The organism is Pseudomonas sp. JL27(2026) (assembly GCF_056933555.1).
This window is the reverse complement of the sequence record NZ_CM167794.1, coordinates 1,944,714-1,969,865: the sequence shown is the minus strand read 5'-3', so window position 1 is coordinate 1,969,865 and position 25,152 is coordinate 1,944,714. Positions and strand designations below refer to the sequence as shown.

The 25,152-nt window shown below is 57.5% G+C and carries 29 protein-coding genes and 1 tRNA gene; 17 read left to right on the top strand and 13 right to left on the bottom strand.

Features of this window, described 5'->3' with window-relative positions; translation table 11 throughout:
* Positions 1-172 precede the first annotated feature (172 nt).
* From rloA to pabB, 4 genes are all read left to right on the top strand, one after another.
* On the top strand, positions 173-709 hold the full coding sequence (rloA, locus tag AC1Z1G_RS08980; protein ID WP_483626516.1) for a retropepsin-like aspartic peptidase RloA: 537 nt from the start codon (positions 173-175) through the stop codon (positions 707-709).
* A 5-nt stretch (positions 710-714) separates the two neighbouring features.
* Positions 715-2,247 carry an osmotic stress tolerance membrane protein RloB gene (rloB, locus tag AC1Z1G_RS08975; protein WP_483626514.1) on the top strand — a complete coding sequence of 511 codons (1,533 nt, stop codon included), beginning with the start codon at positions 715-717 and terminating at the stop codon, positions 2,245-2,247.
* Positions 2,247-3,233 carry an alpha-L-glutamate ligase-like protein gene (locus AC1Z1G_RS08970; protein WP_483626512.1) on the top strand — a complete coding sequence of 329 codons (987 nt, stop codon included), beginning with the start codon at positions 2,247-2,249 and terminating at the stop codon, positions 3,231-3,233. Before rloB ends, AC1Z1G_RS08970 begins: the two co-directional genes overlap by 1 nt.
* A gap of 222 nt (positions 3,234-3,455) precedes the next feature.
* Positions 3,456-4,799, top strand: a complete 1,344-nt coding sequence (pabB, locus tag AC1Z1G_RS08965) for an aminodeoxychorismate synthase component I (protein WP_483626510.1) — start codon at positions 3,456-3,458, stop codon at positions 4,797-4,799.
* A 109-nt stretch (positions 4,800-4,908) separates the two neighbouring features.
* On the opposite strand, the gene thrH is transcribed toward pabB, so the two are convergent.
* Entirely contained in the window at positions 4,909-5,526 is a 618-nt protein-coding gene (gene thrH, locus AC1Z1G_RS08960; protein WP_483626508.1) for a bifunctional phosphoserine phosphatase/homoserine phosphotransferase ThrH, read from the bottom strand.
* Positions 5,527-5,687: 161 nt separating this feature from the next.
* On the opposite strand from thrH, the gene AC1Z1G_RS08955 reads away from it, so the two are divergent.
* Entirely contained in the window at positions 5,688-6,422 is a 735-nt protein-coding gene (locus AC1Z1G_RS08955; protein WP_483626507.1) for a phosphoadenylyl-sulfate reductase, read from the top strand.
* A gap of 9 nt (positions 6,423-6,431) precedes the next feature.
* On the opposite strand, the gene AC1Z1G_RS08950 is transcribed toward AC1Z1G_RS08955, so the two are convergent.
* Positions 6,432-7,355 (bottom strand): LysR family transcriptional regulator, encoded by a 924-nt coding sequence (locus AC1Z1G_RS08950; RefSeq protein WP_483626505.1) that lies wholly within the window; start codon positions 7,353-7,355, stop codon positions 6,432-6,434.
* A 124-nt stretch (positions 7,356-7,479) separates the two neighbouring features.
* On the opposite strand from AC1Z1G_RS08950, the gene AC1Z1G_RS08945 reads away from it, so the two are divergent.
* Entirely contained in the window at positions 7,480-8,226 is a 747-nt protein-coding gene (locus tag AC1Z1G_RS08945; RefSeq protein WP_483626504.1) for a 3-oxoacyl-ACP reductase family protein, read from the top strand.
* Between the two features lie 78 nt (positions 8,227-8,304).
* On the opposite strand, the gene AC1Z1G_RS08940 is transcribed toward AC1Z1G_RS08945, so the two are convergent.
* Positions 8,305-8,997, bottom strand: coding sequence for an HAD-IA family hydrolase (locus AC1Z1G_RS08940; RefSeq protein ID WP_483626502.1), 693 nt, complete (start codon positions 8,995-8,997; stop codon positions 8,305-8,307).
* 254 nt (positions 8,998-9,251) lie between these two features.
* On the opposite strand from AC1Z1G_RS08940, the gene AC1Z1G_RS08935 reads away from it, so the two are divergent.
* Together AC1Z1G_RS08935 and AC1Z1G_RS08930 are read left to right on the top strand one after the other, a co-directional pair.
* Entirely contained in the window at positions 9,252-9,506 is a 255-nt protein-coding gene (locus AC1Z1G_RS08935) for a type II toxin-antitoxin system RelE family toxin (RefSeq protein ID WP_483626500.1), read from the top strand.
* Positions 9,487-9,813 (top strand): helix-turn-helix domain-containing protein, encoded by a 327-nt coding sequence (locus tag AC1Z1G_RS08930; RefSeq protein ID WP_483626498.1) that lies wholly within the window; start codon positions 9,487-9,489, stop codon positions 9,811-9,813. Before AC1Z1G_RS08935 ends, AC1Z1G_RS08930 begins: the two co-directional genes overlap by 20 nt.
* A 319-nt stretch (positions 9,814-10,132) precedes the next feature.
* Here the strand turns inward: AC1Z1G_RS08930 and AC1Z1G_RS08925 are convergent, their stop codons facing one another.
* Positions 10,133-10,504 (bottom strand): glycine zipper domain-containing protein, encoded by a 372-nt coding sequence (locus AC1Z1G_RS08925; protein WP_483626496.1) that lies wholly within the window; start codon positions 10,502-10,504, stop codon positions 10,133-10,135.
* A 41-nt stretch (positions 10,505-10,545) separates the two neighbouring features.
* Here AC1Z1G_RS08925 and AC1Z1G_RS08920 point away from each other — a divergent pair, with 41 nt between their 5' ends.
* Positions 10,546-10,692 carry a hypothetical protein gene (locus AC1Z1G_RS08920; protein WP_483626494.1) on the top strand — a complete coding sequence of 49 codons (147 nt, stop codon included), beginning with the start codon at positions 10,546-10,548 and terminating at the stop codon, positions 10,690-10,692.
* A 156-nt stretch (positions 10,693-10,848) separates the two neighbouring features.
* On the opposite strand, the gene AC1Z1G_RS08915 is transcribed toward AC1Z1G_RS08920, so the two are convergent.
* Positions 10,849-11,040: a hypothetical protein gene (locus AC1Z1G_RS08915; RefSeq protein ID WP_483626492.1), complete on the bottom strand. Its 192-nt coding sequence runs from the start codon at positions 11,038-11,040 to the stop codon at positions 10,849-10,851.
* Positions 11,041-11,227: 187 nt separating this feature from the next.
* Positions 11,228-11,548 carry a YbjQ family protein gene (locus AC1Z1G_RS08910; RefSeq protein WP_483626490.1) on the bottom strand — a complete coding sequence of 107 codons (321 nt, stop codon included), beginning with the start codon at positions 11,546-11,548 and terminating at the stop codon, positions 11,228-11,230.
* 235 nt (positions 11,549-11,783) lie between these two features.
* Here AC1Z1G_RS08910 and AC1Z1G_RS08905 point away from each other — a divergent pair, with 235 nt between their 5' ends.
* Together AC1Z1G_RS08905 and AC1Z1G_RS08900 are read left to right on the top strand one after the other, a co-directional pair.
* Positions 11,784-12,056: a hypothetical protein gene (locus AC1Z1G_RS08905; protein ID WP_483626488.1), complete on the top strand. Its 273-nt coding sequence runs from the start codon at positions 11,784-11,786 to the stop codon at positions 12,054-12,056.
* A gap of 105 nt (positions 12,057-12,161) precedes the next feature.
* Positions 12,162-13,709 carry a sensor domain-containing diguanylate cyclase gene (locus tag AC1Z1G_RS08900; protein WP_483626486.1) on the top strand — a complete coding sequence of 516 codons (1,548 nt, stop codon included), beginning with the start codon at positions 12,162-12,164 and terminating at the stop codon, positions 13,707-13,709.
* Between the two features lie 22 nt (positions 13,710-13,731).
* Here the strand turns inward: AC1Z1G_RS08900 and AC1Z1G_RS08895 are convergent, their stop codons facing one another.
* A complete protein-coding gene (locus AC1Z1G_RS08895) occupies positions 13,732-14,694 on the bottom strand; it encodes an NAD-dependent epimerase/dehydratase family protein (RefSeq protein ID WP_483626484.1) in 963 nt (320 codons plus the stop codon).
* Positions 14,695-14,788: 94 nt separating this feature from the next.
* Between AC1Z1G_RS08895 and AC1Z1G_RS08890 the strand changes: the two genes are divergently transcribed.
* Positions 14,789-15,694: a LysR family transcriptional regulator gene (locus tag AC1Z1G_RS08890; protein WP_483626482.1), complete on the top strand. Its 906-nt coding sequence runs from the start codon at positions 14,789-14,791 to the stop codon at positions 15,692-15,694.
* A gap of 86 nt (positions 15,695-15,780) precedes the next feature.
* On the opposite strand, the gene AC1Z1G_RS08885 is transcribed toward AC1Z1G_RS08890, so the two are convergent.
* The gene (locus AC1Z1G_RS08885; protein WP_483626480.1) at positions 15,781-16,113 is read right to left on the bottom strand and encodes a hypothetical protein; all 333 of its coding nucleotides are present in this window, start codon (positions 16,111-16,113) and stop codon (positions 15,781-15,783) included.
* 273 nt (positions 16,114-16,386) lie between these two features.
* Here AC1Z1G_RS08885 and AC1Z1G_RS08880 point away from each other — a divergent pair, with 273 nt between their 5' ends.
* Positions 16,387-16,965, top strand: a complete 579-nt coding sequence (locus AC1Z1G_RS08880; RefSeq protein ID WP_483626478.1) for a DUF4337 domain-containing protein — start codon at positions 16,387-16,389, stop codon at positions 16,963-16,965.
* Between the two features lie 105 nt (positions 16,966-17,070).
* Here the strand turns inward: AC1Z1G_RS08880 and AC1Z1G_RS08875 are convergent, their stop codons facing one another.
* The gene (locus tag AC1Z1G_RS08875) at positions 17,071-17,406 is read right to left on the bottom strand and encodes a hypothetical protein (RefSeq protein ID WP_483626476.1); all 336 of its coding nucleotides are present in this window, start codon (positions 17,404-17,406) and stop codon (positions 17,071-17,073) included.
* A 426-nt stretch (positions 17,407-17,832) separates the two neighbouring features.
* On the opposite strand from AC1Z1G_RS08875, the gene osmE reads away from it, so the two are divergent.
* The gene (gene osmE, locus AC1Z1G_RS08870) at positions 17,833-18,186 is read left to right on the top strand and encodes an osmotically-inducible lipoprotein OsmE (protein WP_483626474.1); all 354 of its coding nucleotides are present in this window, start codon (positions 17,833-17,835) and stop codon (positions 18,184-18,186) included.
* Positions 18,187-18,304: 118 nt separating this feature from the next.
* On the opposite strand, the gene AC1Z1G_RS08865 is transcribed toward osmE, so the two are convergent.
* The 3 genes from AC1Z1G_RS08865 to AC1Z1G_RS08855 form a co-directional block, all read right to left on the bottom strand.
* Complete coding sequence (locus AC1Z1G_RS08865; RefSeq protein WP_483626473.1) at positions 18,305-19,201, bottom strand: ribosome-inactivating family protein; 897 nt, start codon at positions 19,199-19,201, stop codon at positions 18,305-18,307.
* 524 nt (positions 19,202-19,725) lie between these two features.
* Entirely contained in the window at positions 19,726-20,346 is a 621-nt protein-coding gene (locus AC1Z1G_RS08860; protein ID WP_483626471.1) for a hypothetical protein, read from the bottom strand.
* 882 nt (positions 20,347-21,228) lie between these two features.
* A tRNA-Ser gene (locus AC1Z1G_RS08855) sits at positions 21,229-21,318 on the bottom strand.
* A gap of 308 nt (positions 21,319-21,626) precedes the next feature.
* On the opposite strand from AC1Z1G_RS08855, the gene AC1Z1G_RS08850 reads away from it, so the two are divergent.
* From AC1Z1G_RS08850 to AC1Z1G_RS08840, 3 genes are all read left to right on the top strand, one after another.
* Complete coding sequence (locus AC1Z1G_RS08850) at positions 21,627-22,316, top strand: crotonase/enoyl-CoA hydratase family protein (protein ID WP_483626469.1); 690 nt, start codon at positions 21,627-21,629, stop codon at positions 22,314-22,316.
* Positions 22,317-22,530: 214 nt separating this feature from the next.
* Positions 22,531-23,253, top strand: coding sequence for a lysophospholipid acyltransferase family protein (locus AC1Z1G_RS08845; protein WP_483626468.1), 723 nt, complete (start codon positions 22,531-22,533; stop codon positions 23,251-23,253).
* Positions 23,254-23,385: 132 nt separating this feature from the next.
* A complete protein-coding gene (locus AC1Z1G_RS08840) occupies positions 23,386-24,357 on the top strand; it encodes a magnesium and cobalt transport protein CorA (protein WP_483626466.1) in 972 nt (323 codons plus the stop codon).
* Between the two features lie 58 nt (positions 24,358-24,415).
* On the opposite strand, the gene AC1Z1G_RS08835 is transcribed toward AC1Z1G_RS08840, so the two are convergent.
* Positions 24,416-25,144 (bottom strand): amidotransferase, encoded by a 729-nt coding sequence (locus tag AC1Z1G_RS08835; protein WP_483626464.1) that lies wholly within the window; start codon positions 25,142-25,144, stop codon positions 24,416-24,418.
* Between the last annotated feature and the right edge of the window lie 8 nt (positions 25,145-25,152).

The window sequence follows — 25,152 nt, the reverse complement described above, 5'->3', positions numbered from 1 at the left end:
TCACAGGTAAACCCTGAGTAAAGGGCACCCCCGGCGCTGGCGCCATAAAACCACCGTGCTAGAATGCCGCCCGCATTTGCCTGAGACCTTTTATAAGGCAGGCCTACGAGGGAGCTTGCGCAGCGATGCCAGTGCCTTGAACTGAAGAACGGACGGCAACGCGCCAGGATTTATGAGACTCAAGCCCTTCCCCCTACTGCTGTGGCTACTTTGCCTCCCGGCCCTTGCGATGGCGGGCGAAAAGACCGTGTACGGCCTCAATGAGTACGCGCAACTGGCCGGCATTGACCTGGAAGTTGCCGCCAAGCTCGACACCGGGGCCAAAACCGCGTCCCTCAGCGCCCGCGACATCAAGCGTTTCAAACGCAACGGCGAATCCTGGGTGCGCTTCTATCTGGCCATCGACACCGCCCACTCGCACCCGATCGAACGCCCTTTGGCGCGAGTCAGCAAGATCAAGCGCCGCGCCGGCGACTTCGATCCCGAGGAAGGTAAAAAGTACACGGCCCGCCCGGTGATCGAACTGGAGATTTGCATGGGCACGGCGATGCGCAGCATTGAAGTGAACCTGACTGACCGAAGTGCATTCCAATACCCGTTATTGATCGGCTCCGAAGCCCTGAAACGCTTCGATGCGCTGGTCGACCCCAGTCTTAAATACGCTGCTGGCAAACCCGCCTGCGCCACCGACGCTCATACCGCAGAGTAATACCCATGCGCTCTCTTACCCTTCATCTGAAAATCCTGATCGCCATCCTGGTGGTGCTGGGTATTTCAGTCACGGCCTATCAGATTTTCGTGCTCGGCATCCCGGTCACCGAAGACGCCACCGACGACCTGTGGAACATCGACGCCAAGGTCGAGTTCGTCGCCAGTGCCAAAGACCCGGTCAAGATCCAGATGTTCGTGCCGCCGCTGAGCCGTGACTATGTCAGCCTCAACGAGAGCTTCATCTCCAACAATTACGGCGTGGCCGTAAACCGTGTCGACGGCAACCGCAAGGTCACCTGGTCGGCACGCCGGGCCAAAGGCAATCAGACGCTGTATTACCGCCTGGTGCTGACCAAGCGCTACACCGGTGAGAAATCCAAGATCAAAGGCCCGACCTTCCGCGACAGCATCGCGGTCGAAGGCCCGGAAAAAGTCGCCGCCGAAGCCCTGCTCGCGCCGATTCGCCAGCACTCGGCAGACGTTGAAACCTTCATCAGCGAAGCCATCAAGCGGGTCAACAACACCAACGACGACAACGCCAAAATGCTCCTGGCGGGCGATCCGTCGCCAGCGCACAAGGCGAAAATCGTCGAGTTGCTGCTGTCCATTGCCCATGTGCCGATGGAAAAGGTCCACACCATTCGCCTGGTGGCCGACCAGCCCCAAACCCCTGAGCTGTGGCTACGCAGCTTCAACGGCACTGACTGGCTGTACTTCAACCCGGAAACCGGCGAACAAGGCCTGCCGACCGACCGTCTGCTGTGGTGGACCGGCGATGACAACCTGATCACCGTCGATGGCGGCAAGAAAGCCAACGTCACGTTCAGCCTCAACAACAGCGAAATGAACGCCATTCGCCTGGCCAAGCTGACCGACGAAAACACCGACGCCAACTTCCTCGAATACTCGCTGTACGGCTTGCCGCTGGAAACCCAGCAAACCTTCATGATCATGGTGATGATCCCGATTGGCGTGCTGGTGATCCTGATCCTGCGCAACCTGATCGGGCTGCAGACGCTGGGTACCTTTACACCGGTGCTGATCGCCCTGGCCTTCCGCGAAACCCAACTGGGCTTCGGCATCGCGCTGTTTACGGTGATCACTGCGCTGGGGCTGTCATTACGCTCCTACCTTGAACACCTGAAATTGCAAATGCTGCCCCGCCTGTCGGTGGTGCTGACCTTCGTGGTGGTGCTGATTGCAGCCATCAGCCTGTTCAGCCACAAACTGGGCCTGGAGCGCGGCTTGTCGGTGGCGCTGTTCCCGATGGTGATTCTGACCATGACCATCGAACGCCTGTCGATCACCTGGGAAGAACGTGGCTCGGGCCACGCGCTGAAGGTCGCCATCGGCACGCTGTTCGCCGCCTCCCTGGCCCACCTGATCATGAGCGTGCCGGAACTGATCTACTTCGTGTTCACCTTCCCGGCGGTGCTGCTGATTCTGGTGGGCTTCATGCTGGCCATGGGTCGCTATCGCGGCTACCGCCTGACCGAGCTGATGCGTTTCAAAGCCTTCGTGAAGGCTGACTCGTAATGTTCGGTTTATGGAAGACATGGAAGGCCCTGGAGGCCAAGGGTGTCATGGGCATCAACCGGCGTAACGCCGACTATGTGCTCAAGTACAACAAACGCAGCCTGTACCCGATTGTCGATGACAAGATCATCACCAAGGAACGGGCGATCAAGGCCGGCATCCACGTACCGGAAATGTATGGGGTGATCTCCACCGAGAAGGAAATCGACAAACTCGACCAGATCATTGGCGGGCGCAACGACTTCGTGATCAAACCGGCCCAAGGCGCGGGCGGTGACGGCATTGTGGTGATTGCCGACCGTTTCGAAGGCCGCTATCGCACGGTGTCGGGCAAAATCCTCAGCCATGAGGAACTCGAACATCAGATTTCCAGCATCCTCACCGGCCTGTACTCGCTGGGCGGCCACCGCGACCGTGCACTGATCGAATACCGCGTGACCCCGGACCAGATCTTCAAAAGCATCAGTTACGAAGGCGTGCCGGACATCCGCATCATCGTACTGATGGGCTACCCGGTCATGGCCATGTTGCGCTTGCCGACCCGTCAGTCGAGCGGCAAGGCCAACCTGCACCAGGGTGCCATCGGCGTGGGAGTCGATCTCGCGACCGGCCTGACCCTGCGCGGCACCTGGCTGAACAACTTCATCAGCAAGCACCCCGACACCACCAACGCGGTGGACGGTGTGCAACTGCCCTATTGGGACGGTTTCATGAAGCTCGCGGCCGGCTGCTATGAACTGTGCGGCCTGGGCTACATCGGCGTGGACATGGTGCTGGACCAGGACAAGGGCCCGCTGATTCTGGAACTCAACGCCCGACCGGGGTTGAACATTCAGATCGCCAACGATTGCGGCCTGACCTTGCGCACCCACGCCGTCGAAGCCCGGCTGGCAGAGCTCAAGGCCAGAGGCATCAAGGAAACCCCGCAAGAACGCGTCGAGTTTGCCCAAGCGTTGTTCGGGCACATTCCAGCGGTCGAGGGCTGACTCAGGACGAGTCGCTACCCTCATGAACACACCTCGCCCCCACGTGATGCTTCGGCCACGCCCTCCCGGTGACGGGGTGAGGTTCGCCCGCGATGGCGCCATTTCCAGCAGTAATGCCACCAGCCTTGCCGCTAAACCGCCATTCGCCGCCGTGCCCTCTAGGAGCAAATCCTGCGGGGAACTACAATCGCCACCCCGTCTCAAGGATGATACTCACCGCTCATGTTGACTTGCTCTGTACACCCGCTGCCTTACCACGCCAATCCCGCCGAATACTTCGCGGCGATCCGTCACGCCCCGGGCGCAGTGCTGCTCGACAGCGGCCGGCCCACTGCCGACCGGGGGCGTTACGACCTGCTCAGCGCCTGGCCGCTGGCCACGCTGGCGGTGGCGCCAGAGGAAAATGGCACAGCGTTCCTGCAACGCCTGCGGGACAACCTCGCTCGACTGGGTACGGCAAGGCTGCCAGCTCCCTACGAATTACCTTTTGTCGGCGGCTTGATCGGCTACCTCAGTTACGACTTTGGCCGCCATCTGGAGGCCCTGCCCACCCAGGCCCGCGATGATCTGCACCTGCCCGACGCCCGATTTGGACTGTATGACTGGGCACTGGTCAGCGATCACCAGAATGGCACCAGCCAACTGGTGTTCCATCCGAGCGTGGCCGAGAGCGAGCGCGGGCGCCTCATCGAGGTGTTCAGCCATCCGGTATCGGTCGCGCCTGAAGCCTTCACGCTCAACGGCCCCATGCGTGCCGACCTCAGCGCCAGCGACTATCAGCGCGCGCTGGAGCGCATTCAGCAGTACATCCAGGCCGGCGACTGCTACCAGGTCAACTTCGCGCAGCGCTTTCGTGCCGAATGCGAAGGCGATCCATGGACAGCCTATTGCGCGTTGCGGGCCGCATGCCCGACACCTTTCTCCGGTTTCCAGAACCTGCCCGACGGCGGCGCAGTACTGAGCCTGTCGCCAGAGCGCTTCGTCAAGATCAGCGACGGCCACGTCGAAACCCGTCCGATCAAAGGCACCCGCCCTCGCGGCCGTGATGCGGCCGAAGACGCCGCCAACGCCGCAGAACTGTTGGCCAGCCCCAAGGATCGGGCGGAAAACCTGATGATCGTCGACTTGCTGCGCAATGACATGGGCCGCACGTGCCGGATCGGCTCAGTGAAAGTGCCCGAACTGTTCAGCCTGGAAAGCTACCCGAACGTGCACCATCTGGTGAGCAGCGTGACCGGCGAGCTGGCTGACGATAAGGATGCCCTGGACCTGATCGCCGGCAGCTTCCCCGGTGGGTCGATCACCGGCGCGCCGAAAATCCGCGCCATGCAGATCATCGACGAGCTGGAGCCGACACGTCGTGGCTTGTACTGCGGTTCGTTGCTGTACCTGGACGTGCGCGGGGAAATGGACAGCTCGATCGCCATCCGTAGCCTGCTGGTCAAGGACGGACAGGTCTGCTGCTGGGGCGGTGGCGGGATCGTCGCAGATTCTGAATGGCAGTCTGAGTATCAAGAGTCCATCACCAAGGTGAAGGTACTGCTCGAAACCCTGCAGAACCTCTAGCTTTTTGTGGCGAGGGTGCTTGCTCCCGCTGGGGTGCGAAGCGCCCCCAAAGTCTTTACGACTGCTTCGCAACCGGGCGGGAGCTTGCGCCCTCGCCACAGGATTGGGTTTACAAGCTCAAATTCCGGTTCGAAGCCTTGAGGAACTCCTGTTTCAGTTCGGCAAAGCTGTGCACAGCCGGGAACTGCGGGAACTCACGGATCACGTTGTCCGGCGCGTGGAACAGAATCCCGACATCCGCCTCGCCCAGCATGCTGGTGTCGTTGTACGAATCACCGGCCGCGATCACCCGATAGTAGAGACTCTTGAACGCCAGCACCGACTGGCGCTTGGGATCTTTCTGACGCAGTTGATAACCCGTCACCCGCCCCGCCTCGTCCGTCACCAGCCGATGGCACAACAAGGTCGGGAACCCCAACTGACGCATCAGCGGCTGGGAGAACTCATAAAACGTGTCCGATAGAATCACCACCTGAAACCGTTCACGCAGCCAGTTGACGAACTCGATGGCGCCGTCCAGCGGTTTGAGCGTGGCGATCACTTCCTGGATGTCGGCAAGCTTGAGACCCTGCTCGTCGAGAATGCGCAGGCGCTGTTTCATCAGCACGTCGTAATCGGGAATCTCGCGGGTGGTAACCCTGAGGGATTCAATCCCGGTTTTATCAGCAAAGGCGATCCAGATTTCCGGGACCAGTACCCCTTCCAGATCAAGGCAGGCAATCTCCACACGACGCTCCTATTGATATTGTTCGAATAAAGGACTGCCGAACTCTAGCGAGTCATACCGGGTAGCGCAACGCAGAGGAGCGCGCCAGCCGCCACAGGATTTTGTTACCATCTGCCATATATAGAGCGCCCAGCGCCACCGACCTGTAGGAAACCGCCCTGATGAGCCCATCGTTCGACGTCGCTGAACTCGCCGCGACCTATGCCAACAAATCCGCCCAGGACATTCTCAAACTGGCCTTTGCCGAGTTCGGCGATGACCTGTGGATTTCCTTCAGCGGCGCTGAAGACGTGGTGCTGGTGGACATGGCCTGGAAGCTCAACAAGAACGTCAAGGTCTTCAGCCTCGACACCGGCCGCCTGCACCCGGAAACCTATCGTTTCATCGAACAGGTGCGCGAGCACTACAAGATCCAGATCGAACTGGTCTCGCCGGACCAAAGCAAGCTCGAACCGTTCGTCAAGGAAAAGGGTCTGTTCAGCTTCTACAAGGATGGCCACGGCGAATGCTGTGGAATCCGCAAGATCGAACCGCTGCGCCGCAAACTCTCCACCGTCCGCGCCTGGGCGACCGGCCAGCGCCGCGACCAGAGCCCGGGCACCCGTAGCCAGGTCGCGGTACTGGAAATCGACGGTGCGTTCTCGACACCCGAGCGCCCGCTGTACAAGTTCAACCCGCTGGCACAAATGACCAGTGAAGAGATCTGGGGCTACATCCGCATGCTGGAGTTACCGTACAACAGCTTGCACGAACGCGGCTTCATCAGCATCGGTTGCGAACCCTGCACCCGCCCTGTACTGCCGAACCAGCACGAACGCGAAGGCCGCTGGTGGTGGGAAGAAGCCACGCAAAAAGAATGTGGGCTGCATGCCGGGAACATCATCAGCAAAGGCTGATGCCCCCGCTCATATCGCGCTGAAACGCCGCGCCCACTGCTGCTCGGCAAACTGCTCGATGATGAAGTCGACGAAAGCCCGGGTCTTGCCGGGCAGCAGCTTGTGCTCGGCGTAATAAATCGAAATATTGCCATCGTCGACGTACCAGTCCGCCAACACACGCTGCAACGTGCCAGCCTTCAGGTAGCTGACGGCGAACGGCATGCTCACCAGCGCGATGCCCAAGCCTTGCGCCGCCGTAGCGCAAGCGGCGTCAGAATCACTCAGGGTCATCCGCGCTTTGAGGCTCAAAGGGCTGTGCTCCTGACGTCGGCTCGTCAACTGCCAGGAACGCACGCGGCCGGTTTGCGGTGAGCGGATCAGGATGCCATCGCAGTGACGCAGGTCATCCGGCGTCAGAATCGCCTCACGCTGTGCCAGGTACTCAGCCGATGCAACGAGCACGCGATGGGCCGGCGTCAATTTGCGCGCTACCACCCCTTGGGGCAACTCGAAACCACCGCCAATCGCCGCATCGAATCCTTGGCCTATCAGGTCAACCTGACGGTTATCAAAATGCCAATCCGGGTTGATGGCCGGAAAACGCCGCAAAAACTCCCCCAGCAACGGCACCACGTACAACCGCCCGAACACCGTGCCCATGCTGACTTTCAGGGTGCCAGCAGGTTGCCCTTCGGCACTGGCCAGGTTGGCCACCGCGTTCTGGATCGTGTGCAGGCTTGCGCTGACTTCGCTCAGAAACAACTGACCGGCCTCCGTCAGGGTCAGGCTACGCGTGCTGCGCTGGAACAGTCGCACACCCAGGCGCGCTTCCAGTTTGGCGACACTTTTGCCTACCGCTGCGGGAGTCAGGCTCAAGCGGCGCGCCGCCTCGGCAAAACTGCCGACCTCGGCGCTGCGCACAAAACATTCGATACTGCTGAAGGTTTCCATCGTCGCCACTATCAACTTCTGGTTTACACAGACTATAGCAATCACCCTCTACTCAGCCGGCAACCCGAGGTCGATACTCGACTCCACCCCCAAGGCGGCCTGCCTTGCACACCTGGAGAACAGCATGACCACACAAAACCTCAGCGGCAAAGTAGCGCTCGTTCAGGGCGGCTCACGCGGTATCGGCGCCGCCATCGTCAAACGCCTGGCAGCCCAGGGCGCGGCGGTTGCCTTCACCTATGTCAGTTCCACCATCAAGGCCGAAGCACTCCAATACAGCATCACTGCCAGCGGCGGCAAGGCCCTGGCGATCAAGGCCGACAGCGCCGACGCCGTGGCCATCCGCAGCGCTGTCGCAAGCACCGTCGAAGCCTTTGGCCGGCTCGATATCCTCGTCAACAACGCCGGCGTGCTGGCCGTCGCCCCCTTGGAAGACTTCACACTGGAAGACTTCGACCAAACGCTGGCAATCAACGTTCGCAGTGTGTTCATCGCCACTCAGGAAGCGGCCAGACACATGACCGAGGGCGGTCGAATCATCAACATCGGCAGCACCAACGCCGACCGCATGCCCTTCGCCGGTGGCGGTCCATACGCCATGAGCAAAGCCGCGCTGGTGGGCCTGACCAAAGGCCTGGCCCGCGACCTCGGCCCGCGAGGCATCACCATCAACAACGTGCAACCCGGCCCGGTGGACACCGACATGAACCCCGCCGACAGCGACTTTGCCGAAACCCTGATGGGCTACATGGCGGTCGGCCGTTATGGCAAGGTCGAAGAAATCGCCAGTTTCGTGGCCTACCTCGCCGGGCCGGAAGCCGGTTACATCACCGGCGCCAGCCTGACCATCGACGGTGGCTTTGGCGCCTGATTCCCGGCCATACAAAAACGCCGGGCAACCTTTGATCAGGTTGCCCGGCGTTTTTGTGTGGGCTGGACGGGTGGCGGGTTACGCCAGCGCCAGCACCGGCAGACCGCACGCACCTGGCTGGAACGCCTTCAACGAGCGAAGTATCCGATCGGCATGTGCATATTTTTCATCCGCCATCGCCGCATCAGGCACCGCAATCGCGGTCATCCCCGCCGCTTTCGCCGCCGTGACGCCGAACGGTGAGTCCTCGAACACCAGGCAGTCCGCAGGCGCCACGCCCAGGCGTTGCGCCGCCACCAGGAAAATGTCCGGCGCCGGTTTGGCAGCACCTACTTGCGGGTCGTCGGCCGTGACGATGGTGTCGAACAGCGCAAACCACTCGCCATGCAGGGTGGTTTTCTGACCGAACGACTCGCGTGACGAACTGGTGCCCACAGCAATCGGAATGTTGTTGGCCTTGAGGTGGCGCACCAACGCCTCGGCGCCCGGCATCGCCAGCGCACGGGGAAAGCGCTCGCGCATCAAGGGCTCGCGAACCACCAGGAACTCCTCGGCGGTGATCGGCAGGTCCAGCGCTTCGACAATGTAGCGCGCCAGGTCCGCCGCGCCACGGCCGATGATGTTCTGCTTGACGCTCCAGTCGAAGGTTCGGCCATAGCGCTGGGCAATGATCGACGTGACCTCGGTGTATATGCCCTCGGTGTCGAGCAACAAACCATCCATATCGAAAATCACGGCCTTGATCGGGCCGAAGTCGAGCTGTGCATTCATCGCATCTGATCCGTTATCAACACTACATTCCGGGAAGCGGCTCAGGTACGGCCAGTGCCTTGTTCGATCACCCAGGATCAAAGAAAGGGTTCAGCAGAATAACGAGAGCGGTTCACATCCAGCAACTGTTTGCGAGCACAGCGGCTGGGTTGCAGACCTAGGGTTTGTGAGGAAGGCGCAGGGAAAGCGCCAACGAAAACTTATGATTACATAAGTTTTTATTTGCAAACCTTATGGAAGACTTATTAACATCCATGAATGAAATCTACTGGACCCGCAAAGCGGTCAAGCAATTACTCAGAGTACACGCCCTGCACCGGACTCAGATCCGCGATGCCGTGACCTGCCTGGAACGCATGCCCGACGTGATCAACGTCAAGGCATTGAGCCTCCACGATTACGGATATCGCCTACGGGTCGGTCACTACCGAGTCCTGTTCGATTGGGACGGTTCGATCCAGGTCATCAGCACTCAAGAGGTCAAAAAACGTGACGACCGTACCTACTGACGTACAAATCATCAATGGGCCGGACGGTAAACCGGCGTTCGTGGTGATTCCCTATGAGCAATATCTCGCTGAACGCGGTGACCGAGACCTGATCCCTCACGCGGTGGTCAGTCGCATGGTCGACGGTGCCACGCCGATCCGCGCCTGGCGTGAGCATTTGAACCTGACTCAGGAAGACGTGGCGAAGCGCATGGGGATTTCGCAACCGGCCTTCGCTCAGCAAGAAGCGGTCAACAAACCGCGCCGCGCGACTCGGGAGAAGATTGCACAGGCCTTCGGGATCAGGCCCGATCAGTTGGAGTTGTGATTTGCGTGTCATTGGACACACTGGATTCAGGTTCCAGCGCCGCAAGGGGTTAGAGTTTGAGTCTCTCCGTCAGCCCGCCACTCAACTAGCGCACTAGCATGGGGTGCTAGGGGTCTGTACGAAAAGTCGCCGAGTGGCGATCAGGCAAGGCAAAAACAGGCGAGGAAGCGGAGTTTACGGGTTGTAAATGAGCATTCCGAGCCTGTTTTTAACGCAGCATGATCGACACGCAGGCAGTTTTCGTACAGAGCCTGGGGTTGGGTGATCTGGAATGCAAAAGCCCGGCAGTGAGCCGGGCTTTTGTGTCATTCCGTCAGGATCAGTGACCCTTGTGCTTCTTGCCCATGCTGCTGCCTACCGCGCCGCCCGCTGCGCCGCCCAGGCCTGCGCCGATGGTGGCGCCGTTCTTGCCACCCAGCGAGTTACCAATCACAGAGCCGCCAGCCGCGCCGACGCCGCCACCGATGGCCGCTTTAGTCCGGCTGCCCTTGCGCGCCGCAACCGCACTGCCCGCCGCACCCGCAACGCCAGCACCAATCGCCGCGCCGGTGCTGCCGCCCATTTTCTGACCGACCACATTACCCAGCGCACCACCCAGGCCACCGCCCAATGCTGCGGTGCCATCACCGGCAGCCATTGCACCTTGAGCGACCAAAAGCCCCAGAACCAGAGCAGGCAGAGTTAAACGCATGACATGAACCTCAAAAAGAGTACTGAACAGTAAGAAATCGGATGCTTGAACGCGGCAAGGATAAACCAATACGTGCACCCACACCGCTGATCGCGACTGTTGGACAGCAATTACGCAAAGAGTTTAATCGCGAGCAAAAAAAAGCCCGCTGGGGAGACGGGCCAATGGAATTGCTTTCTAACGGATGAGCCGAGACTACGTCTGCACTTGTGAAAGAAGCGTGAAAAAATGCACTCCTACCGTTCAAAGGCCCGTACACCGCGCAACAAGACTCCCAGACTTTCAGCCAAACGACACGCACAAAAAACCCCGCGTTCAATGGCGGGGTTTACTCGACCTTAGGGTTACTTCCTGACAGGAGCGGCGACCTTGGGCATGAACGGCTTGGCCGTTTTTTTTGCCACCACGGGCAACCTGGCCTGGCCCGGCTTGGTCGGTGTCTCACCAAACCCTGCAACATAATCCGTCTGACCACACTGCACACAGTTGTTGACCGGATACTCCGCACCGTCATCTTCAATGTATCGGTTGTTCATCTCTTGGCCCCTTCCAGCAGGGCGGCATCGGCAAACAATGGATTACCTGGAAAATACCGCCCCTCAAGGCTTTTGAGACTAGTCGGTCATTCTCAGACCGATCATTCAAAATCAAAAGGCCCGACGAATGGCCCTACAGAATGTACGCTGCGCTCGCATCTTTCTGACAGACGCTAACCCGCTAGTCTTACTTGAGCTTCACTGCCGTTCCGGTCACAAACACCACGACCATTCCGCCTTTGCCAGAAGGCATACTGATCTCGAAATCCAGGCCCACCACAGCATCTGCCTGAAGGCCACGTGCCCGTTCCTTGATCTCATCGGTGGCCTGGGTCCGCGCCTCCTTCAATGCCCGCTCCAGGGTCTGGGAACGACCGCCAAAAAAGTCCCGCATCCCGGCGAACACATCTCGAACAACGTTGATGCCCTGCACGGATTCGGCGCTGACGATGTCCAGGTAGGCCGCGATCTGACGACCCTCGATGGCGTGGGTGGTGGTGACGATCATGAAAACATTCCTTCAGTTGCTGGGTATCGGCAGCCATGAATCCTTGGGAGTTGGCCGACGAAAAAACGCGATATTACCAGCACAACGATGGCCATGCGGCGCAGGTTGCACCGCCCGTTGACGTAATGAACGCCGCTCGGCTGGCCGAAGCTGAAGGGACGCCCATACTTAGTCATATTCCGATCCGGGTTAAGCCAGCCGCCATGGCCATGAGCGTATCCCGACAGGAGGTTTCATGACCGTCTTCTTGCTGCTTTATCTATGCACCGACGCTTCCCGTACCGACTGCCAGGTAATCCTCATCGAGCACTGGAAGGCACCTGACGCGTATGAGCAGTGCTCCTCAGCTGCGAAACAGCTGACAGTGGACCTCACCGCCAAGAACCGGCAACGCGATCACTTCGTGTGTGAAATCCAGGCCAGCAGCCAGCGCAGTCCAAATCCATCGGCAACCCCCGATCTCTCCCCCCCAATCATCACAGCGTTGACCGAAAACTGCCCCCTCTAAAAATGCCCACCTACCGCCCTGTCTCTACTGCCGCCAAAACACGCTCCAGGCCCCGAAAAGCAACTATGCTCATTCCCAATTATTCGAGTCCAGGACCGGTACTCAATGCTGACCAAAGGATCGTCGCTATTTGCTACGGAGTGGGCAGACGCCAAGCTCAAAGTAGGCCACGTCGTTCTATTCATCGCCGCCGTGTGCCTCTCGCTGATCGTTGTCAGCATCTGGGGGATTTTCACCTCCCTGGAATATCACCTGCATGACAAAGAAACCGAGATGTCAAACCTGGCCCGGACCTTGTCTTCCAACATAGAAGGCACACTGACCCAGGCCGACACGGTGCTCGTCAGCATCAAAGATCGTCTGGAAACCGAAGGTGCAGCTCCAGCCAGCCTGAAAAAACTTGAGGAACTGCTCAAAGTTCAACAAAAGCGACTGCCGCAAATACATGGTTTTTTCATCTATGACGAACAGGGACGCTGGCTTCTGAACTCCAACGGGATAATCCCCCCCGGCGCCAACAACTCGGACCGTGATTACTTTATTTATCACCGCGACCATCCCGATGCGGGACCTTACCTGGGCCCCTCAATACGCAGCCGCTCAACCAATGATTGGGTGATGACCATTTCGCGCCGAATCAATCATCCCGATGGCAGCTTTGCCGGGGTGACGATCGCGACCATTTACCTGAACTATTTCCTGGGCCTGTACAACGGCGTTGACATGGGTAGCAATGGCATCATCAACCTGATCAATACCAATGGGACAATCCTGGTACGTCGCCCCTTCCGTGACACGGATATCGGCACGAACATCGCAAAAGGCGAAGTATTTGCCCTGTTGACTCCCGACGTCGAATTCGGGACTGCGACCATCAGATCATTTATTGACGGTGTAAAACGGGTAATCGGCTTTCGTCGAATCCAGGGCTACCCACTGGTTGTGATCGCTGCTTTTGACAGAAACGAAATATTGACCGACTGGCGAAGGGAGTCGTTTGCAAGTTTTGTCATATCCGCCACGTTGCTCCTGATTCTCAGTTTTCTCGGCTATCGCCTGATCAAAGCCATGAGCCTGCAAATCCAGGTGCAACGAGAGCTACAGACCTCTCAGAAGAGCTACATCGAAGCCAATAAAAACCTTGAACTGCTGGCCTTGCAGGATGGCCTGACGGGCCTGTCCAACCGACGCCAGTTCGACTTGTTCCTGGAGGCAGAAATCGGTCGGGCAAAACGCAAGCTCGATGGCGTGGCCCTGATCATGATCGACATCGACCTGTTCAAGAGCTACAACGACCACTATGGCCATGTGAAAGGTGATAGCTGCCTCAAGGCCGTCGGTGCAATCATCCGAGAGTGCGTCAACCGATCCGGCGACCTGGCCGCTCGATACGGCGGAGAAGAGTTTGCCGTCGTGTTGACCAACACGGACTATGTCGGGGCCTTTCTGTTGGCCGAGAAAATTCGCCGCACGCTCGAAGACGCCGAGCTGGAACATAGCCTGTCGCCCCTCGGCAAGGTCACCGCAAGCTTCGGCGTGAGCGCTTCGCCGGGAGCGGATATTGATACCCCCGACAGCCTGGTCATTGCCGCTGACAAGGCGCTGTATATCGCCAAGACCAGCGGACGAAACAGAACGGTCATTTCAAACTGAGCCCTCCCGAAGATCCGTGCATTCAAGGCGCCGGGCTCAGGCACCCCATTCCCGTCAACGCCACTTCAACCGCCTCGTCCAGAGGCGTGTGCGGCTCCTGCCCCAGCACGTCGATGAGCTTCCCGTTACCCATGATCACGGGGGTGCGCCACAGGTACCGCATTTCCAGCATTTCGCGGAATGTGACAACCCACGGCGAAGCCATGCGCAACAGCCACCACGGGAACGCTGTAACACGCGGCGTCTTGCCCGTGCGCTGGAAAACCACTCGCTGGATCGCACGGCTCATCTGAGTACCGTCCGCGTCAAGATGACCGGCCATATGAAATCGGGCAAAGGCATCAAGCGTGTCGCGGCGCTCCAGCAACGCGACCAGGGTTCGCGCAACATCAGGCAAGTAGGCCCATTGATGGCCGACGCCCCGCTCACCCGGATAACTCACCGTGCCGACAGGTTTGCCTGGACGAACCAGGCCTTGGGAGAACCAGCTGTTGCCGGCCCTGGGGCCAAAAAAATCACCGGCGCGCACGATCAACGCACGAGCGCCCTTGTCAGTGGCCTCAAGCAAACGCTGCTCCATCCGGGCCCGAATAGCACCTTTGCGCGTTTGCGGGTGCTGTGGTGACTCCTCATGCAGACTCACAAAGGCATCAGGCCCGAAGTTGTAGACCGTGCCTGGCAGCACGATGGTTGCACCTTCAACCATGGCCGCCGCAATGGTGTTGTCGAGCATTGGCAGCACCTGTTCGGACCAGCGTCGATAGCCCGGCGGATTAACCGCATGAACAATCACCGAGCAGCCCTTTGCCGCCTCGACAACGTCCCGCCGATTCAACGCATCGCCACTGAGCCAGGTCACACCCATGCTTTGATCCGTGCGACGCGTCAGCGCACACACCTCCCAGCCAGCGCCCTTGAGCTGACGCGCCACCTCCCCGCCAATCCCTCCGCTCGCTCCCAGCACCAAGACCTTGTTACGGTTCATACCCTACTCCCCAGCGCTATCGATGGATCAATGCTGGGCCAACAGGCTCTATAGATAAATTGCAGAAGATCAACGTGCCGCTATACATTTATGCATGGCATCGACTATTGGCTGGGAGCTTTATCGGTCCTTCCTCGGCGTACTCCAGGAAGGCTCGCTGTCGGGCGCGGCGCGCATGCTCGACATTACACAGCCAACGGTTGGCCGGCACATCGCCGCGCTCGAAAAAGGCTTGGGCGTTGCCTTGTTCACGCGATCAAGATCGGGGCTAATCCCCACTGAGGTAGCACTGACCCTGCGCGCCCATGCCCAAACCATGGACAACACCGCCTCTGCCATGGAGCGGGCAGCTTCTAGCCAAGGCACAAGCGCACGCGGGGTAGTACGGATTTCAGCGAGCGACATCATCGGCGTCGAGGTCCTGCCGCCAATCATCGCGCAACTTCGCCAGCAACACCCGGCGCTGAAAGTAGAACTGGTGCTGAGCAGCCGTGTGCTGGACCTTCTGCAACTCGAAGCCGACATCGCAGTGCGCATGATTCGCCCACATCAGGAACAACTCGTGGCACGCCGAATCGGGCGAATCGAATTGGGGCTGCACGCTCACACCGAGTATTTGAACCAACACGGGACGCCCCATGACCTCGATGAACTGGCGACTCACTCGATCATTGGTTACGACAAGCCGAACGCCTTCATCCGCAGCCTTGGCCTGACCTTGAAAAGACTTGATCGCGCGCATTTCTCGCTCAGCAGTGACAGCGATCTTGCGCAGTTGGCGCTGATTCGCGCCGGGGCGGGTATTGGCGTCTGCCAAGTCCCGTTAGCCAACCGTAACCCAGCACTGCAACGCGTACTGGCGCAGTCGTTTTCATTGGGGCTGGAGACCTGGGTCACGATGCATGAGGACTTGCGCAACAGCCCACGGTGCCGCACGACCTTCGATGCATTGGTTGAGGGCTTGCAGCATTATGTCGATCCGGACTTGGACGATCAGTGAACTGCCCAGCCGTTGGCCGCCGGTCTAAGCACAGTGGGCAAACCCTGCTTGCGCAGGATCTGCCAACTCTGTCGTTACGTCCAGGTTCAAGCTTTGGTGTTGATGAGTTCCCCGGTAATTTGCCCGCTGCCATTCACCACGCCAGAAGCCGGTGCGCTGGACGGTGTCGCAGTGCTTGCCGCTTGATGGTGGTGTTTGTGCATCAACCGCAGGGCTTGGTGATCACCATGTCCAGCCTCTTGCGCGGTTTGCGCTGCGGTCTCGTTTGCTTCTTTCACTGCGGCCGCAACGTTACTCGCGACCGGAGTAGAAGCAACGGCTGCTGCTGCCTGATCCCCTGGTGCCTTGGGCTGACTTTGGGCTGAACTCTGCCCGTTGATCATCACCGGGGTTGAAACCGATACGGCTCCGATGGACATAGGTAACTCCTGAATGAGTGGATTACACGCGCGTTTATCGTTATCGGGATTTGCGTCAACGTTACCCTTTGGATCCTGCTTTTGCCTGAGCCACGAGGTGCTCAACCAAGGGCGCCGCAGAGCTTGGACCCGGAGTTGTAGGGCTCTCGTCGGAGAATGGTGAAAACTTCATGTTTTCCAGCAACTAAACCTCGACGGTGGCTCATTGAGGGAGCGCCTTCAGCGACCTCTGCAGTTACAATTTGATACTTGATTCCCCAAAGACCTACGTCCATGCCAGACGACTTCGAAGTGCCCAGCCCCCACGAGCAACACGTTGAACACGCCACCGAGCACGCCCACGCCCGAGGGGACAGTTTCGCCAGCAAGATAGCGGTGATGACGGCAATCATGGCCACCATCGGCGCCATGCTCAGCTACCAGGCGGGTTCCACGGAAAGTGAAGCGGCAATGAACAAAAACAACGCCGCCATCATGAAAACCGAAGCCGCCAACGAGTGGAATTACTACCAGGCCAAATCCAGCCGGCAGAACCTCTCCGAGCTGGCCATTCACATACCCGGTCTCGATGCCGCGCACTACACCGCCGAAGCGCTGCGCTACAAAACCGAGAAAGAAGAGGTGCGTAAAAAAGCCGAGGCACTGGAAGCGCAATCCCGGGAGTGGGATGAGAAGTCAGAACAGGTACTGCACCAGCATCACCGCTGGGCGCAAGCGATGACAGCCATTCAGATCGCTATTTCTTTGGCGGCAATCACCTTGTTGACGCGCAAGGAATGGCTGAAGCGGGTCGCCTACAGCGCCGCGGGTGTCAGCGTTGTGTTGGGCGCGCTGGCCTGGTTGCACATTTAAGTAAGCCAACCCGAGGTTTACAAGATGATCCGCAGCGAGTGGAGGGGCTTCTGCCCGACCTGCGGATCAAACCTTGCGGCACTCTGCTGATGCCTCATGCATGAGCTACAAACAGTCGTTCACTGACTTCTTCAGAGCACCTGTCTTGGCCCATGGCGGCCCCTGATAAAGCGAAATCCGACTGCCGTTTTTCGACTTCACGATGTCCAGAATCTCATCGGCGGTGACAATGCTCGGCGCCGTGATCCGGTACCCGTTTGTAATCGTGGTTTGAGTCGTCTTGGGAATTTCGCGCTGCCAGGCAGGCAGCACACACAAGGCATACTCCTTGGGTGCCTTGGCAGTGAGCTTGCTGACATTGGGTTCACCCGGCACCAGCGATGCCGGCAAAGAACATCCCGCCAGCATGAAAACAGCAAGCGTCCCAATCAAAATCCGCATATTTGTTCCTTGCCCTGAAAACACGAAATGTAACGCGACCTTTGGCAGACATCCAGTATCAGCGCAACGCCAAATCAGCCTAAAGCGGCCTGAATGATCAGAGGCCGTCCCCGCGAAATAGAAAGCGGACGCTCAACGGCCTGCCCTTCCCTCTCCGTTCGTCAGCCGCGCATCCAGCCCAGGCGTTTCGTCGCCTCGTCGTTGCTTGCGCCGAGGCCGCGGAGCACACTCTAAACCGCTGACGGAACCAGCGCCCCAAACAAACAGCCCACTCAACGTGGGCTTTTTGTTGCCCGCCTTTCCCGGACACACCGACACCTCTCACAGCGGTTCATAGATTAGTCGGCGCGTGCCGCCGAACTCGACTTTAATTCTATTGATGCACCCAAGAGTCTCTTCGCGACACTCACTCACGGGAGCCCGATCATGAGCACCGCTCTATTTACACTGATCGCCATGTTGTGCGCACTAACTGGATGCAGCTCAAACTCGCAGGTCTATCGGGACCAACCGCTGGTCGCAAAAGTCCAAATGGGCATGAGCCAGGACCAGGTCCAGCAAATCGGCGGCAAACCGCTAGCAATCAGTGATCGCACGGTCGAACTCGGCACCTGCTTTGACTACGTGCTCACGCAGGCAGGGCAAAAACAGACCTTTAATGTCAGCTTCGATGGCAACGGCAAAGTGGATCACAAGAGTTTTATGACCTGCGCGGAATGGAGTCGCATGCAGCAAAAGGCCAGGGAGCCTTCCAGCGGAGGGGGTGGTGGAGGGTATTAAGGTGGGAATGGGGAAGATTTTTTGGAACCAGGTCATTGGCACCCGACAACAAATCAATCCGTCCCCGCTCCCTACACAGTGATCATCAGCCTTGGTGGTCTGGACATCTCACAACCTGTCAATCAACAACCTCGGGCTGCCTCGACGTCATGACCATTGAGTCAGCCCTGTTCTTCTGCGTAATGAGAAAAGCGGCCACATCCCCGGCAACGTCATCGAATGTCTTATAGATTTTTCCATGCACCGTAATCGGCGGTGTCGCTGTTTTCAACACCGAAAACCCAAACTTACTCAATTTGCTCCAATTGTCCATCAACTGCAGGTCGGCATCGGTGAGGGGAGCCTTGGTACCCATACCCACTATATTGGCACTTATTCTAGTGCCTATAGACGGTTTAAAACGTGCCCCTTCCATAAACATCGGAACCATTGTGATCAGTGCTTTTTTGGATACCGCTTCATCACCTGGTTTCTTGACAAGTGGAACCAGCACACTCTGAAGCTCAACCCAACTGTATTTTATGGTTTTCCTCTTACTACCATCGCTATCCCCTAAAGATTGATAATCCCCTTTAAACGGCAACCGCACCAACAGTTGCGGATTATTGAACTCACTTGGAACAGGGTCACCCTGAAGCGCATAGTATCTACCCGCGACCACATAGCCAACGACGTAAAAATTTTCCGGCTTAATATAGAATTCAACAACATCATTGCCCATTTTAAATTTAAGACGGGCATAACTCGCCATACCGGACAGTGGTGAAGGGATGGTTTGCGATACACGCCCCCGCACTACAGGGTCCGCGATAATCGCCGCCCAGCTCGTGCGAATCTGATTAAGAATACTGGTGTAGGTTCCAGCCGTCGGCGCGTCATCTTTAGCCGGCACCGTCAACTCGATCGGGTTAAACGTGTGCACGACAGCGGATACTTCATTATCCTTCGCACTGACATACGTTATGTTGATAGCAGACAGCAGAGCGCCAACAGCTAATAGCGTCCTGAAGAACATGCCTGCCCTGCTGACTGCACATGATCTTACTTTGTGGGATCTCGGCATCACACTCATCACAAAGCCTCCTTGGCTTAATTGACTCAAACAGCACAACTGCTTTAGACAATCGCAGGCATCCGAACAACCCTGGCTGCTTGAGGCTTCAGGCTAGCCCAGAAAAAAGCATCACTAAGAACGCTAGCGAATAAAAAATGTGCAGCTAATCAGGTACCGTTCTAAGTAACCTCAGGTAAGTAGTCATGCTCTTTATCCGCATTCACCCGCCAGAGACGCGTTCGAGATTCGTGGTTCATATACTCGGCTTTGGCGACGTTACAACTGACGGCCTGACAACGTGTGAGGCTTGGAGTTGATCTCTGTTCATTGTCCTGATCCTTAACTGTTATCTCGATAACAATTAAACTAAAAAGTACCACGCTGGTACGTCAGATAGCTCGGGACTGGTCACCGCAGTGCAAAAAAGCCCACCAAGGTGGGCTTTGGGTAACCGCAGGCCAAGCGTGAGGCAGTCGCCAGGATGGTCAAGTAGTCTTCTGCTTACAGGGCTTGCTGTATTGCTTTACCTTGGAAACTGCAGAGTCTAGTGTTGTTGTTCTGTATTTATAGTAGCGGATTGTAACTGCCTGATCTGGTCCAACCTTACCGAAATAGTCTTCCCAAGCGTTTCTCTGAGTTAGCAAGTCAGAGAGCATGGTGCTTAAGTCGTTTTCCGTCCATTCTTTCTTGTAGCCTTTACTCCCGCTAGGGGCTGGATTGGTATGCTTGACATAGCTATCCACTATGTATTTTTTTTCGTAGGCCATAAATACCGTATACACTTTCGGATATATTGCTGTCCCCTGAGACGGCTTGTACCAAGGGATAACGACAAAGTGATGAACCGCTGGTCTCGCAGGAGGAACCGCTGATCCCGCAATATCAAAGTGCCAAACAGCTGTCTGCGAGCGATCATGATTAAATAAAATTGCCTGATCGATTTGGCGCTTCATGTTCGCATCATTTGTAATGACATCATTTCCAACGTCATCTTGCACCGCCCCGTAAACAGCGCAGCTCATTTGGGCTGGCACAGCAGGACAATTATCCAACTTCATGAGTTCTTTGTTGCTTTCTATAGCCCTAATCAGATCTTCCCCTGTCATATCTCTTGGCTCCTGCCCAGATATTTAACACGTATATGGAAATAATTAAGATCACTGCCCTTGGTGAGGATAGCTTCGATCCGCCATTTATCAAACTCATCCAGTGGGTGAAGAAAGATGTCAATGGTGATCGGTGCCATGCCATTTTTCTAAAACTAAACGCTCTTAAGAACCACAATAAAAATTTCGCACCTTTTCTGGCGTCAACACGGTACCAGCGCGCTGGGCTTGGGCGCACCCGACCGGCGTTGACCGCCCAATCTCGACTGCTCGGGGTACGACCTCGGAATCTCGATGTATTCCTTCAGGTCATCGGCGGCGCTGCGCACCCAGAACGGATCACACAGCATTCGAAGGTCCGTCCAGATCGAGTGGCACCCACACACGTCTTTGAGGACACAGATCTCCTCACACTTGTTACGCAACAATAACCTCGCTAACAGACGGTTGCCTCGTGTTCAGAGGCGAATTTTGTTGCGCCTTCGAAATAGGACTTCAGCAACAAAATACCTTTTCATACGTTAGCAACACTTCCTGCACACGGCATCAATCTAACCCCAGTCAACCTGGAATCCCCTGACGCAACATCTTCCGAAGCTGCCTTCTTTGTTTCCAACCTAGGATGTACAGCGGCCATGCGGGGATCACGGACGCGCATAACTTCTTCAACTTCCTCAAGTGACATCATTACTGCTCCTTGCGTAAATGATGGCCAATTGAAAGCAACCCGGTCAGCTGGATGGGGCTGACTTCTTAACCAGATGTTATCCACTCACTGCCGGCGGAAAACGCCCTCCAGTCCCATATCGCCCTTTTTCAGACGCCAGAAACCACAAAACCCCTGACTTCTTTCGAAATCAGGGGTTTTGTGTTCATCGAATTTGGCGGTGAAGGAGAGATTCGAACTCTCGATACAGTTTCCTGTATACACACTTTCCAGGCGTGCTCCTTAAGCCACTCGGACACTTCACCGTATCTCTTCAAACAAGTTCTGTCTGTCGAGGCGCGCTAATGTAGTCGAAAGCTTTTCTGATGGCAAACTTTTTTTTCAGAATTTTCATGCGCTTAAGCGATTCGCAGATTCTGGTACGGAGGGAGGCAGGGCAAACCGGCCAATCTTCGGCCGGGTGAATGCCTCTATATAGAGGGCAATGCGTGGTGCGTATGGCCGGCGACGCCTGGCAGGGACGAATTGGCTGACTGGCCGGTCAGTCACGGCGCTTTACCTGGCCTACGGCGGTGGGTAACGTCTGCCCCACTTCAATACAAGGAATAGCGTCATGAGTGAGTTGATTTCGTACCACCTCGAAGACGGTATCGCGACCCTGACCTTGAGCAACGGTAAGGTCAATGCCATCTCTCCGGACGTGATTGCCGCGTTTAATGCTGCACTGGATCGCGCAGTGACGGATCGTGCGGTGGTGATCATCACCGGTCAGCCGGGTATTTTGTCCGGCGGTTATGACTTGAAGGTGATGACGGCCGGCCCTAAAGAAGCGGTGAGCCTGGTGACCGCCGGCTCGACCCTCGCCCGTCGCCTGTTATCGCACCCTTTCCCGGTGATTGTGGCGTGCCCTGGGCATGCGGTGGCCAAGGGCGCGTTTATTCTGTTGTCGGCCGACTACCGGATTGGTGTCGACGGCCCGTTCAGCATTGGCCTGAACGAAGTACAGATCGGCATGACCATGCACCACGCCGGTATCGAACTGGCCCGTGATCGTCTGCGCAAGTCGGCGTTCCACCGTTCGGTCATCAACGGCGAGATGTTCGACCCGCAAAGCGCAGTGGATGCCGGTTTCCTCGACAAGGTCGTTTCTGCAGAAGAACTGCAAGGTGCCGCGCTGGCCGCAGCGCGTCAGTTGAAGAAGATCAACATGACTGCGCACAAGAACACCAAGCTCAAGGTACGCAAGGCCCTGCTGGAAACACTGGACAACGCGATCATCCAGGATCAGGAACACCTGGGTTAAGCCCAAAAACGCCGCAACGAAGAGCCCGACCCGCGAGTCGGGCTTTTTCTTACCTGATCGGTTTACAGCCCTTCAGCCGCTCTAGATCGCTTCTGACGCTATACGTCGGAAACATGCGCTTAAACATCGCCTATCTCCTACTTCTATAGCGGCAATTGCCGAAAACAGTGCACATCCGTACACTGCGCCACCTTTTGTCCCGGTGGGCCTGTAAATGCTGTATCTGTTTCGCATGTTATTGATGGGTCTGCATTTTGCGATAGCGGGCGTACTTGGTGTCCTGCTGGGCCTGTGCCGGCCATTCAATCCGGATAACAGCCGTTTGTGCGCGCGCCTTTATGCGTGGCCAGCGATGTGCATTTTGCGTTTGCGGGTGAAGAGCGATGTCGAGGCGCTGACAAACAAGACGCAAAGCTGTGTGGTGATCGCCAACCACCAGTCCAACTACGATTTGTTCGTACTCGGCAACGTCGTGCCACGACGCACCGTGTGCATCGGCAAGAAAAGCCTGAAGTGGGTGCCGTTGTTCGGGCAATTGTTCTGGCTGGCGGGCAATGTGCTGATCGACCGGGGCAACGCCCACAAGGCGCGGCAGTCGATGCTCACTACCACCAAAACCTTGCAGCACAAGGACACCTCGATCTGGGTGTTCCCGGAAGGCACGCGTAATCTGGGTGAGGAATTGCTGCCGTTCAAGAAAGGCGCGTTCCAGATGGCGATCGCTGCCGGTGTGCCAATTGTGCCGGTGTGCGTCAGCAGCTACATCAACCACATGCGCCTGAACCGCTGGCGCAGTGGCAAGATCCTGATACGCTCGCTACCGGCCATCCCCACTGCCGGCTTGACCCTGGACGACATGCCGATGCTGATCGCCCAGTGCCGCGAACAGATGCGCGAGTGCATCGAGTCGCTGGACCGGCAGTTGCAAACAGCCTGAATGAAGCCCGCCCCGTGCGGGCTTCTTTTTGTCGGCGAACTTCGTCGATTCTGCTGACTCTCAAGCCTCAGGGCAGGCTAAGCTGCACGTTGCTTGTCACTGCCATTTGCCAAGAAGAAGTGAATAAGAATTATGGGTAGAGTCGTTGCGGCTGCGGTCTACAGCGCCGGTAAGAGAATCACCAATATCACCCTTGATGAAGGCGCCGCATGGGCGGCCAAACCTGGCCACTTCGTCTGGATCGGCCTCGAAGAGCCAAGCGCCCTGGAACTGGCCAACCTCCAACGCCAGTTCAACCTGCACGAACTGGCCATTGAAGACGCCCTAGAAAAGCACAGCCGACCGAAGCTGGAAACCTTCGGCGATGCGTTGTTTATCGTCACTTACTCGCCGGTACGGCACGAAGGCAAGCTGGAGTTCATCGAAACCCACATCTTTGCCGGCAAGGGCTACATCATCACGTGCCGCAATGGCCACTCGGCGTCCTACGCCCATGTGCGCCAGCGCTGTGAGGCGCGTCCGCTATTGCTGGAGCACGGCGAAGATTTCGTACTCTACGCCCTGCTCGACTTCGTGATTGAAAACTATCAGCCAATGGGCGAAGCAATTCATGCCGAGATCGATGAGCTGGAACGTAACGTGCTGTGCAGCGCACTGAACGAACGGGACATCCAGAACCTGCACGGCTTGCGTCGCGACGTGTTGCGCCTGCGCCGTTACGCAGCGCCGATGGTGGAAATCAGCGAAGAATTGCAGAAGCTGAGCTTTCCGTTTATCGACAAGAACATGCGGCCGTACTTTCGGGATGTGCAGATCCACGTCACGCGGCAGATGGAAGACCTCTCGACCCTGCGCGATATCGCCAGCCAGACCATCGAGATCGGCGTGCTGCTGGAGGCCTCGCGGCAAAGTGTGGTGCAACGCAAATTCGCGGCCTGGGCGGCGATTCTGGCGTTCCCGACGGCAGTTGCCGGAATTTACGGGATGAACTTCCAAAACATGCCCGAGTTGAGCTGGCACTACGGCTACTTCTCGGTACTGGGGTTCATTACCGTGGGGTGTGTCGGGTTATGGGCAAGCTTCAAGCGGTCGGGATGGCTTTGAAAAGCTGTTGTGGCGAGGGGGCTTGCCCCCTCGCCAGGCTCCTCGTCGGCATGACACCTTAAGCCGATTTAGCCTGCGGCTTATGGGCGACGAAGCGCATCATCCACTCGGCCACGGTGGCACCGTGGTGTTGGTGCTCAAGGCTCGCCACACCTTTTTGGTAGACCTGCTCGCCCAAGTGCTGCTGACGGATTTCCAGCAACGCTCGCGAGTAATCGTGAATGAATTCCGGGTGGCCCTGGAAGCACAGCACCTGGTCGTTGATGTGGTACGCGGCGTAAGGGCAGAAATCGCTGGAAGCGATGACCGTGGCGTTTTCCGGCAATTCAGTGACCTGGTCCTGGTGGCTGATCAACAACGTCAGCTCTTCCATTACAGGGCTCATCCACGGCGCCTTGGCGTCCAGTTTGTAATGGTGGGTGCCGACGCCCCAACCTTGGCTGGCGCGCTCACTTTTGCCGCCCAGCAGCAGCGCCAGCAATTGATGACCGAAACATACACCGAGCAATTTGTCGCCCCGCTCATAGCGAGCCAACAGGTAAGTCTTGAGGGTTTGAATCCACGGGTCGGTGCCGAATGAGTCCGCCTTGCTGCCAGTGACGAGATACGCATCGAAGGTCAGCTCATCGCCGGGGTAGTCGCCTTGCATCACGTTGTAGACCGTGAACTCGGCAGCGATGGGTTGCTGCGAGAACAGACGCTGAAACATCTGCCCATAGCCCTGATATTGATCGACCAGTTCTGGACGCAGGATGTCGGTTTCCAGAATGCAAATGCGTAGCGACATAAAAAATA

Excerpts from the sequence above, each read along its gene's own strand:
- rloA (WP_483626516.1), top strand. The coding sequence starts at position 173 with ATGAGACTCAAGCCCTTCCCCCTACTGCTGTGGCTACTTTGCCTCCCG.
- rloB (WP_483626514.1), top strand. The coding sequence starts at position 715 with ATGCGCTCTCTTACCCTTCATCTGAAAATCCTGATCGCCATCCTGGTG.
- AC1Z1G_RS08970 (WP_483626512.1), top strand. The coding sequence starts at position 2,247 with ATGTTCGGTTTATGGAAGACATGGAAGGCCCTGGAGGCCAAGGGTGTC.
- pabB (WP_483626510.1), top strand. The coding sequence starts at position 3,456 with ATGTTGACTTGCTCTGTACACCCGCTGCCTTACCACGCCAATCCCGCC.
- AC1Z1G_RS08955 (WP_483626507.1), top strand. The coding sequence starts at position 5,688 with ATGAGCCCATCGTTCGACGTCGCTGAACTCGCCGCGACCTATGCCAAC.
- AC1Z1G_RS08950 (WP_483626505.1), bottom strand. The coding sequence starts at position 7,355 with ATGGAAACCTTCAGCAGTATCGAATGTTTTGTGCGCAGCGCCGAGGTC.
- AC1Z1G_RS08945 (WP_483626504.1), top strand. The coding sequence starts at position 7,480 with ATGACCACACAAAACCTCAGCGGCAAAGTAGCGCTCGTTCAGGGCGGC.
- AC1Z1G_RS08940 (WP_483626502.1), bottom strand. The coding sequence starts at position 8,997 with ATGAATGCACAGCTCGACTTCGGCCCGATCAAGGCCGTGATTTTCGAT.
- AC1Z1G_RS08935 (WP_483626500.1), top strand. The coding sequence starts at position 9,252 with ATGAATGAAATCTACTGGACCCGCAAAGCGGTCAAGCAATTACTCAGA.
- AC1Z1G_RS08925 (WP_483626496.1), bottom strand. The coding sequence starts at position 10,504 with ATGCGTTTAACTCTGCCTGCTCTGGTTCTGGGGCTTTTGGTCGCTCAA.
- AC1Z1G_RS08920 (WP_483626494.1), top strand. The coding sequence starts at position 10,546 with ATGCTTGAACGCGGCAAGGATAAACCAATACGTGCACCCACACCGCTG.
- AC1Z1G_RS08915 (WP_483626492.1), bottom strand. The coding sequence starts at position 11,040 with ATGAACAACCGATACATTGAAGATGACGGTGCGGAGTATCCGGTCAAC.
- AC1Z1G_RS08910 (WP_483626490.1), bottom strand. The coding sequence starts at position 11,548 with ATGATCGTCACCACCACCCACGCCATCGAGGGTCGTCAGATCGCGGCC.
- AC1Z1G_RS08905 (WP_483626488.1), top strand. The coding sequence starts at position 11,784 with ATGACCGTCTTCTTGCTGCTTTATCTATGCACCGACGCTTCCCGTACC.
- AC1Z1G_RS08900 (WP_483626486.1), top strand. The coding sequence starts at position 12,162 with ATGCTGACCAAAGGATCGTCGCTATTTGCTACGGAGTGGGCAGACGCC.
- AC1Z1G_RS08895 (WP_483626484.1), bottom strand. The coding sequence starts at position 14,694 with ATGAACCGTAACAAGGTCTTGGTGCTGGGAGCGAGCGGAGGGATTGGC.
- AC1Z1G_RS08890 (WP_483626482.1), top strand. The coding sequence starts at position 14,789 with ATGGCATCGACTATTGGCTGGGAGCTTTATCGGTCCTTCCTCGGCGTA.
- AC1Z1G_RS08885 (WP_483626480.1), bottom strand. The coding sequence starts at position 16,113 with ATGTCCATCGGAGCCGTATCGGTTTCAACCCCGGTGATGATCAACGGG.
- AC1Z1G_RS08880 (WP_483626478.1), top strand. The coding sequence starts at position 16,387 with ATGCCAGACGACTTCGAAGTGCCCAGCCCCCACGAGCAACACGTTGAA.
- AC1Z1G_RS08875 (WP_483626476.1), bottom strand. The coding sequence starts at position 17,406 with ATGCGGATTTTGATTGGGACGCTTGCTGTTTTCATGCTGGCGGGATGT.
- osmE (WP_483626474.1), top strand. The coding sequence starts at position 17,833 with ATGAGCACCGCTCTATTTACACTGATCGCCATGTTGTGCGCACTAACT.
- AC1Z1G_RS08865 (WP_483626473.1), bottom strand. The coding sequence starts at position 19,201 with ATGTTCTTCAGGACGCTATTAGCTGTTGGCGCTCTGCTGTCTGCTATC.
- AC1Z1G_RS08860 (WP_483626471.1), bottom strand. The coding sequence starts at position 20,346 with ATGACAGGGGAAGATCTGATTAGGGCTATAGAAAGCAACAAAGAACTC.
- AC1Z1G_RS08850 (WP_483626469.1), top strand. The coding sequence starts at position 21,627 with ATGAGTGAGTTGATTTCGTACCACCTCGAAGACGGTATCGCGACCCTG.
- AC1Z1G_RS08845 (WP_483626468.1), top strand. The coding sequence starts at position 22,531 with ATGCTGTATCTGTTTCGCATGTTATTGATGGGTCTGCATTTTGCGATA.
- AC1Z1G_RS08840 (WP_483626466.1), top strand. The coding sequence starts at position 23,386 with ATGGGTAGAGTCGTTGCGGCTGCGGTCTACAGCGCCGGTAAGAGAATC.
- AC1Z1G_RS08835 (WP_483626464.1), bottom strand. The coding sequence starts at position 25,144 with ATGTCGCTACGCATTTGCATTCTGGAAACCGACATCCTGCGTCCAGAA.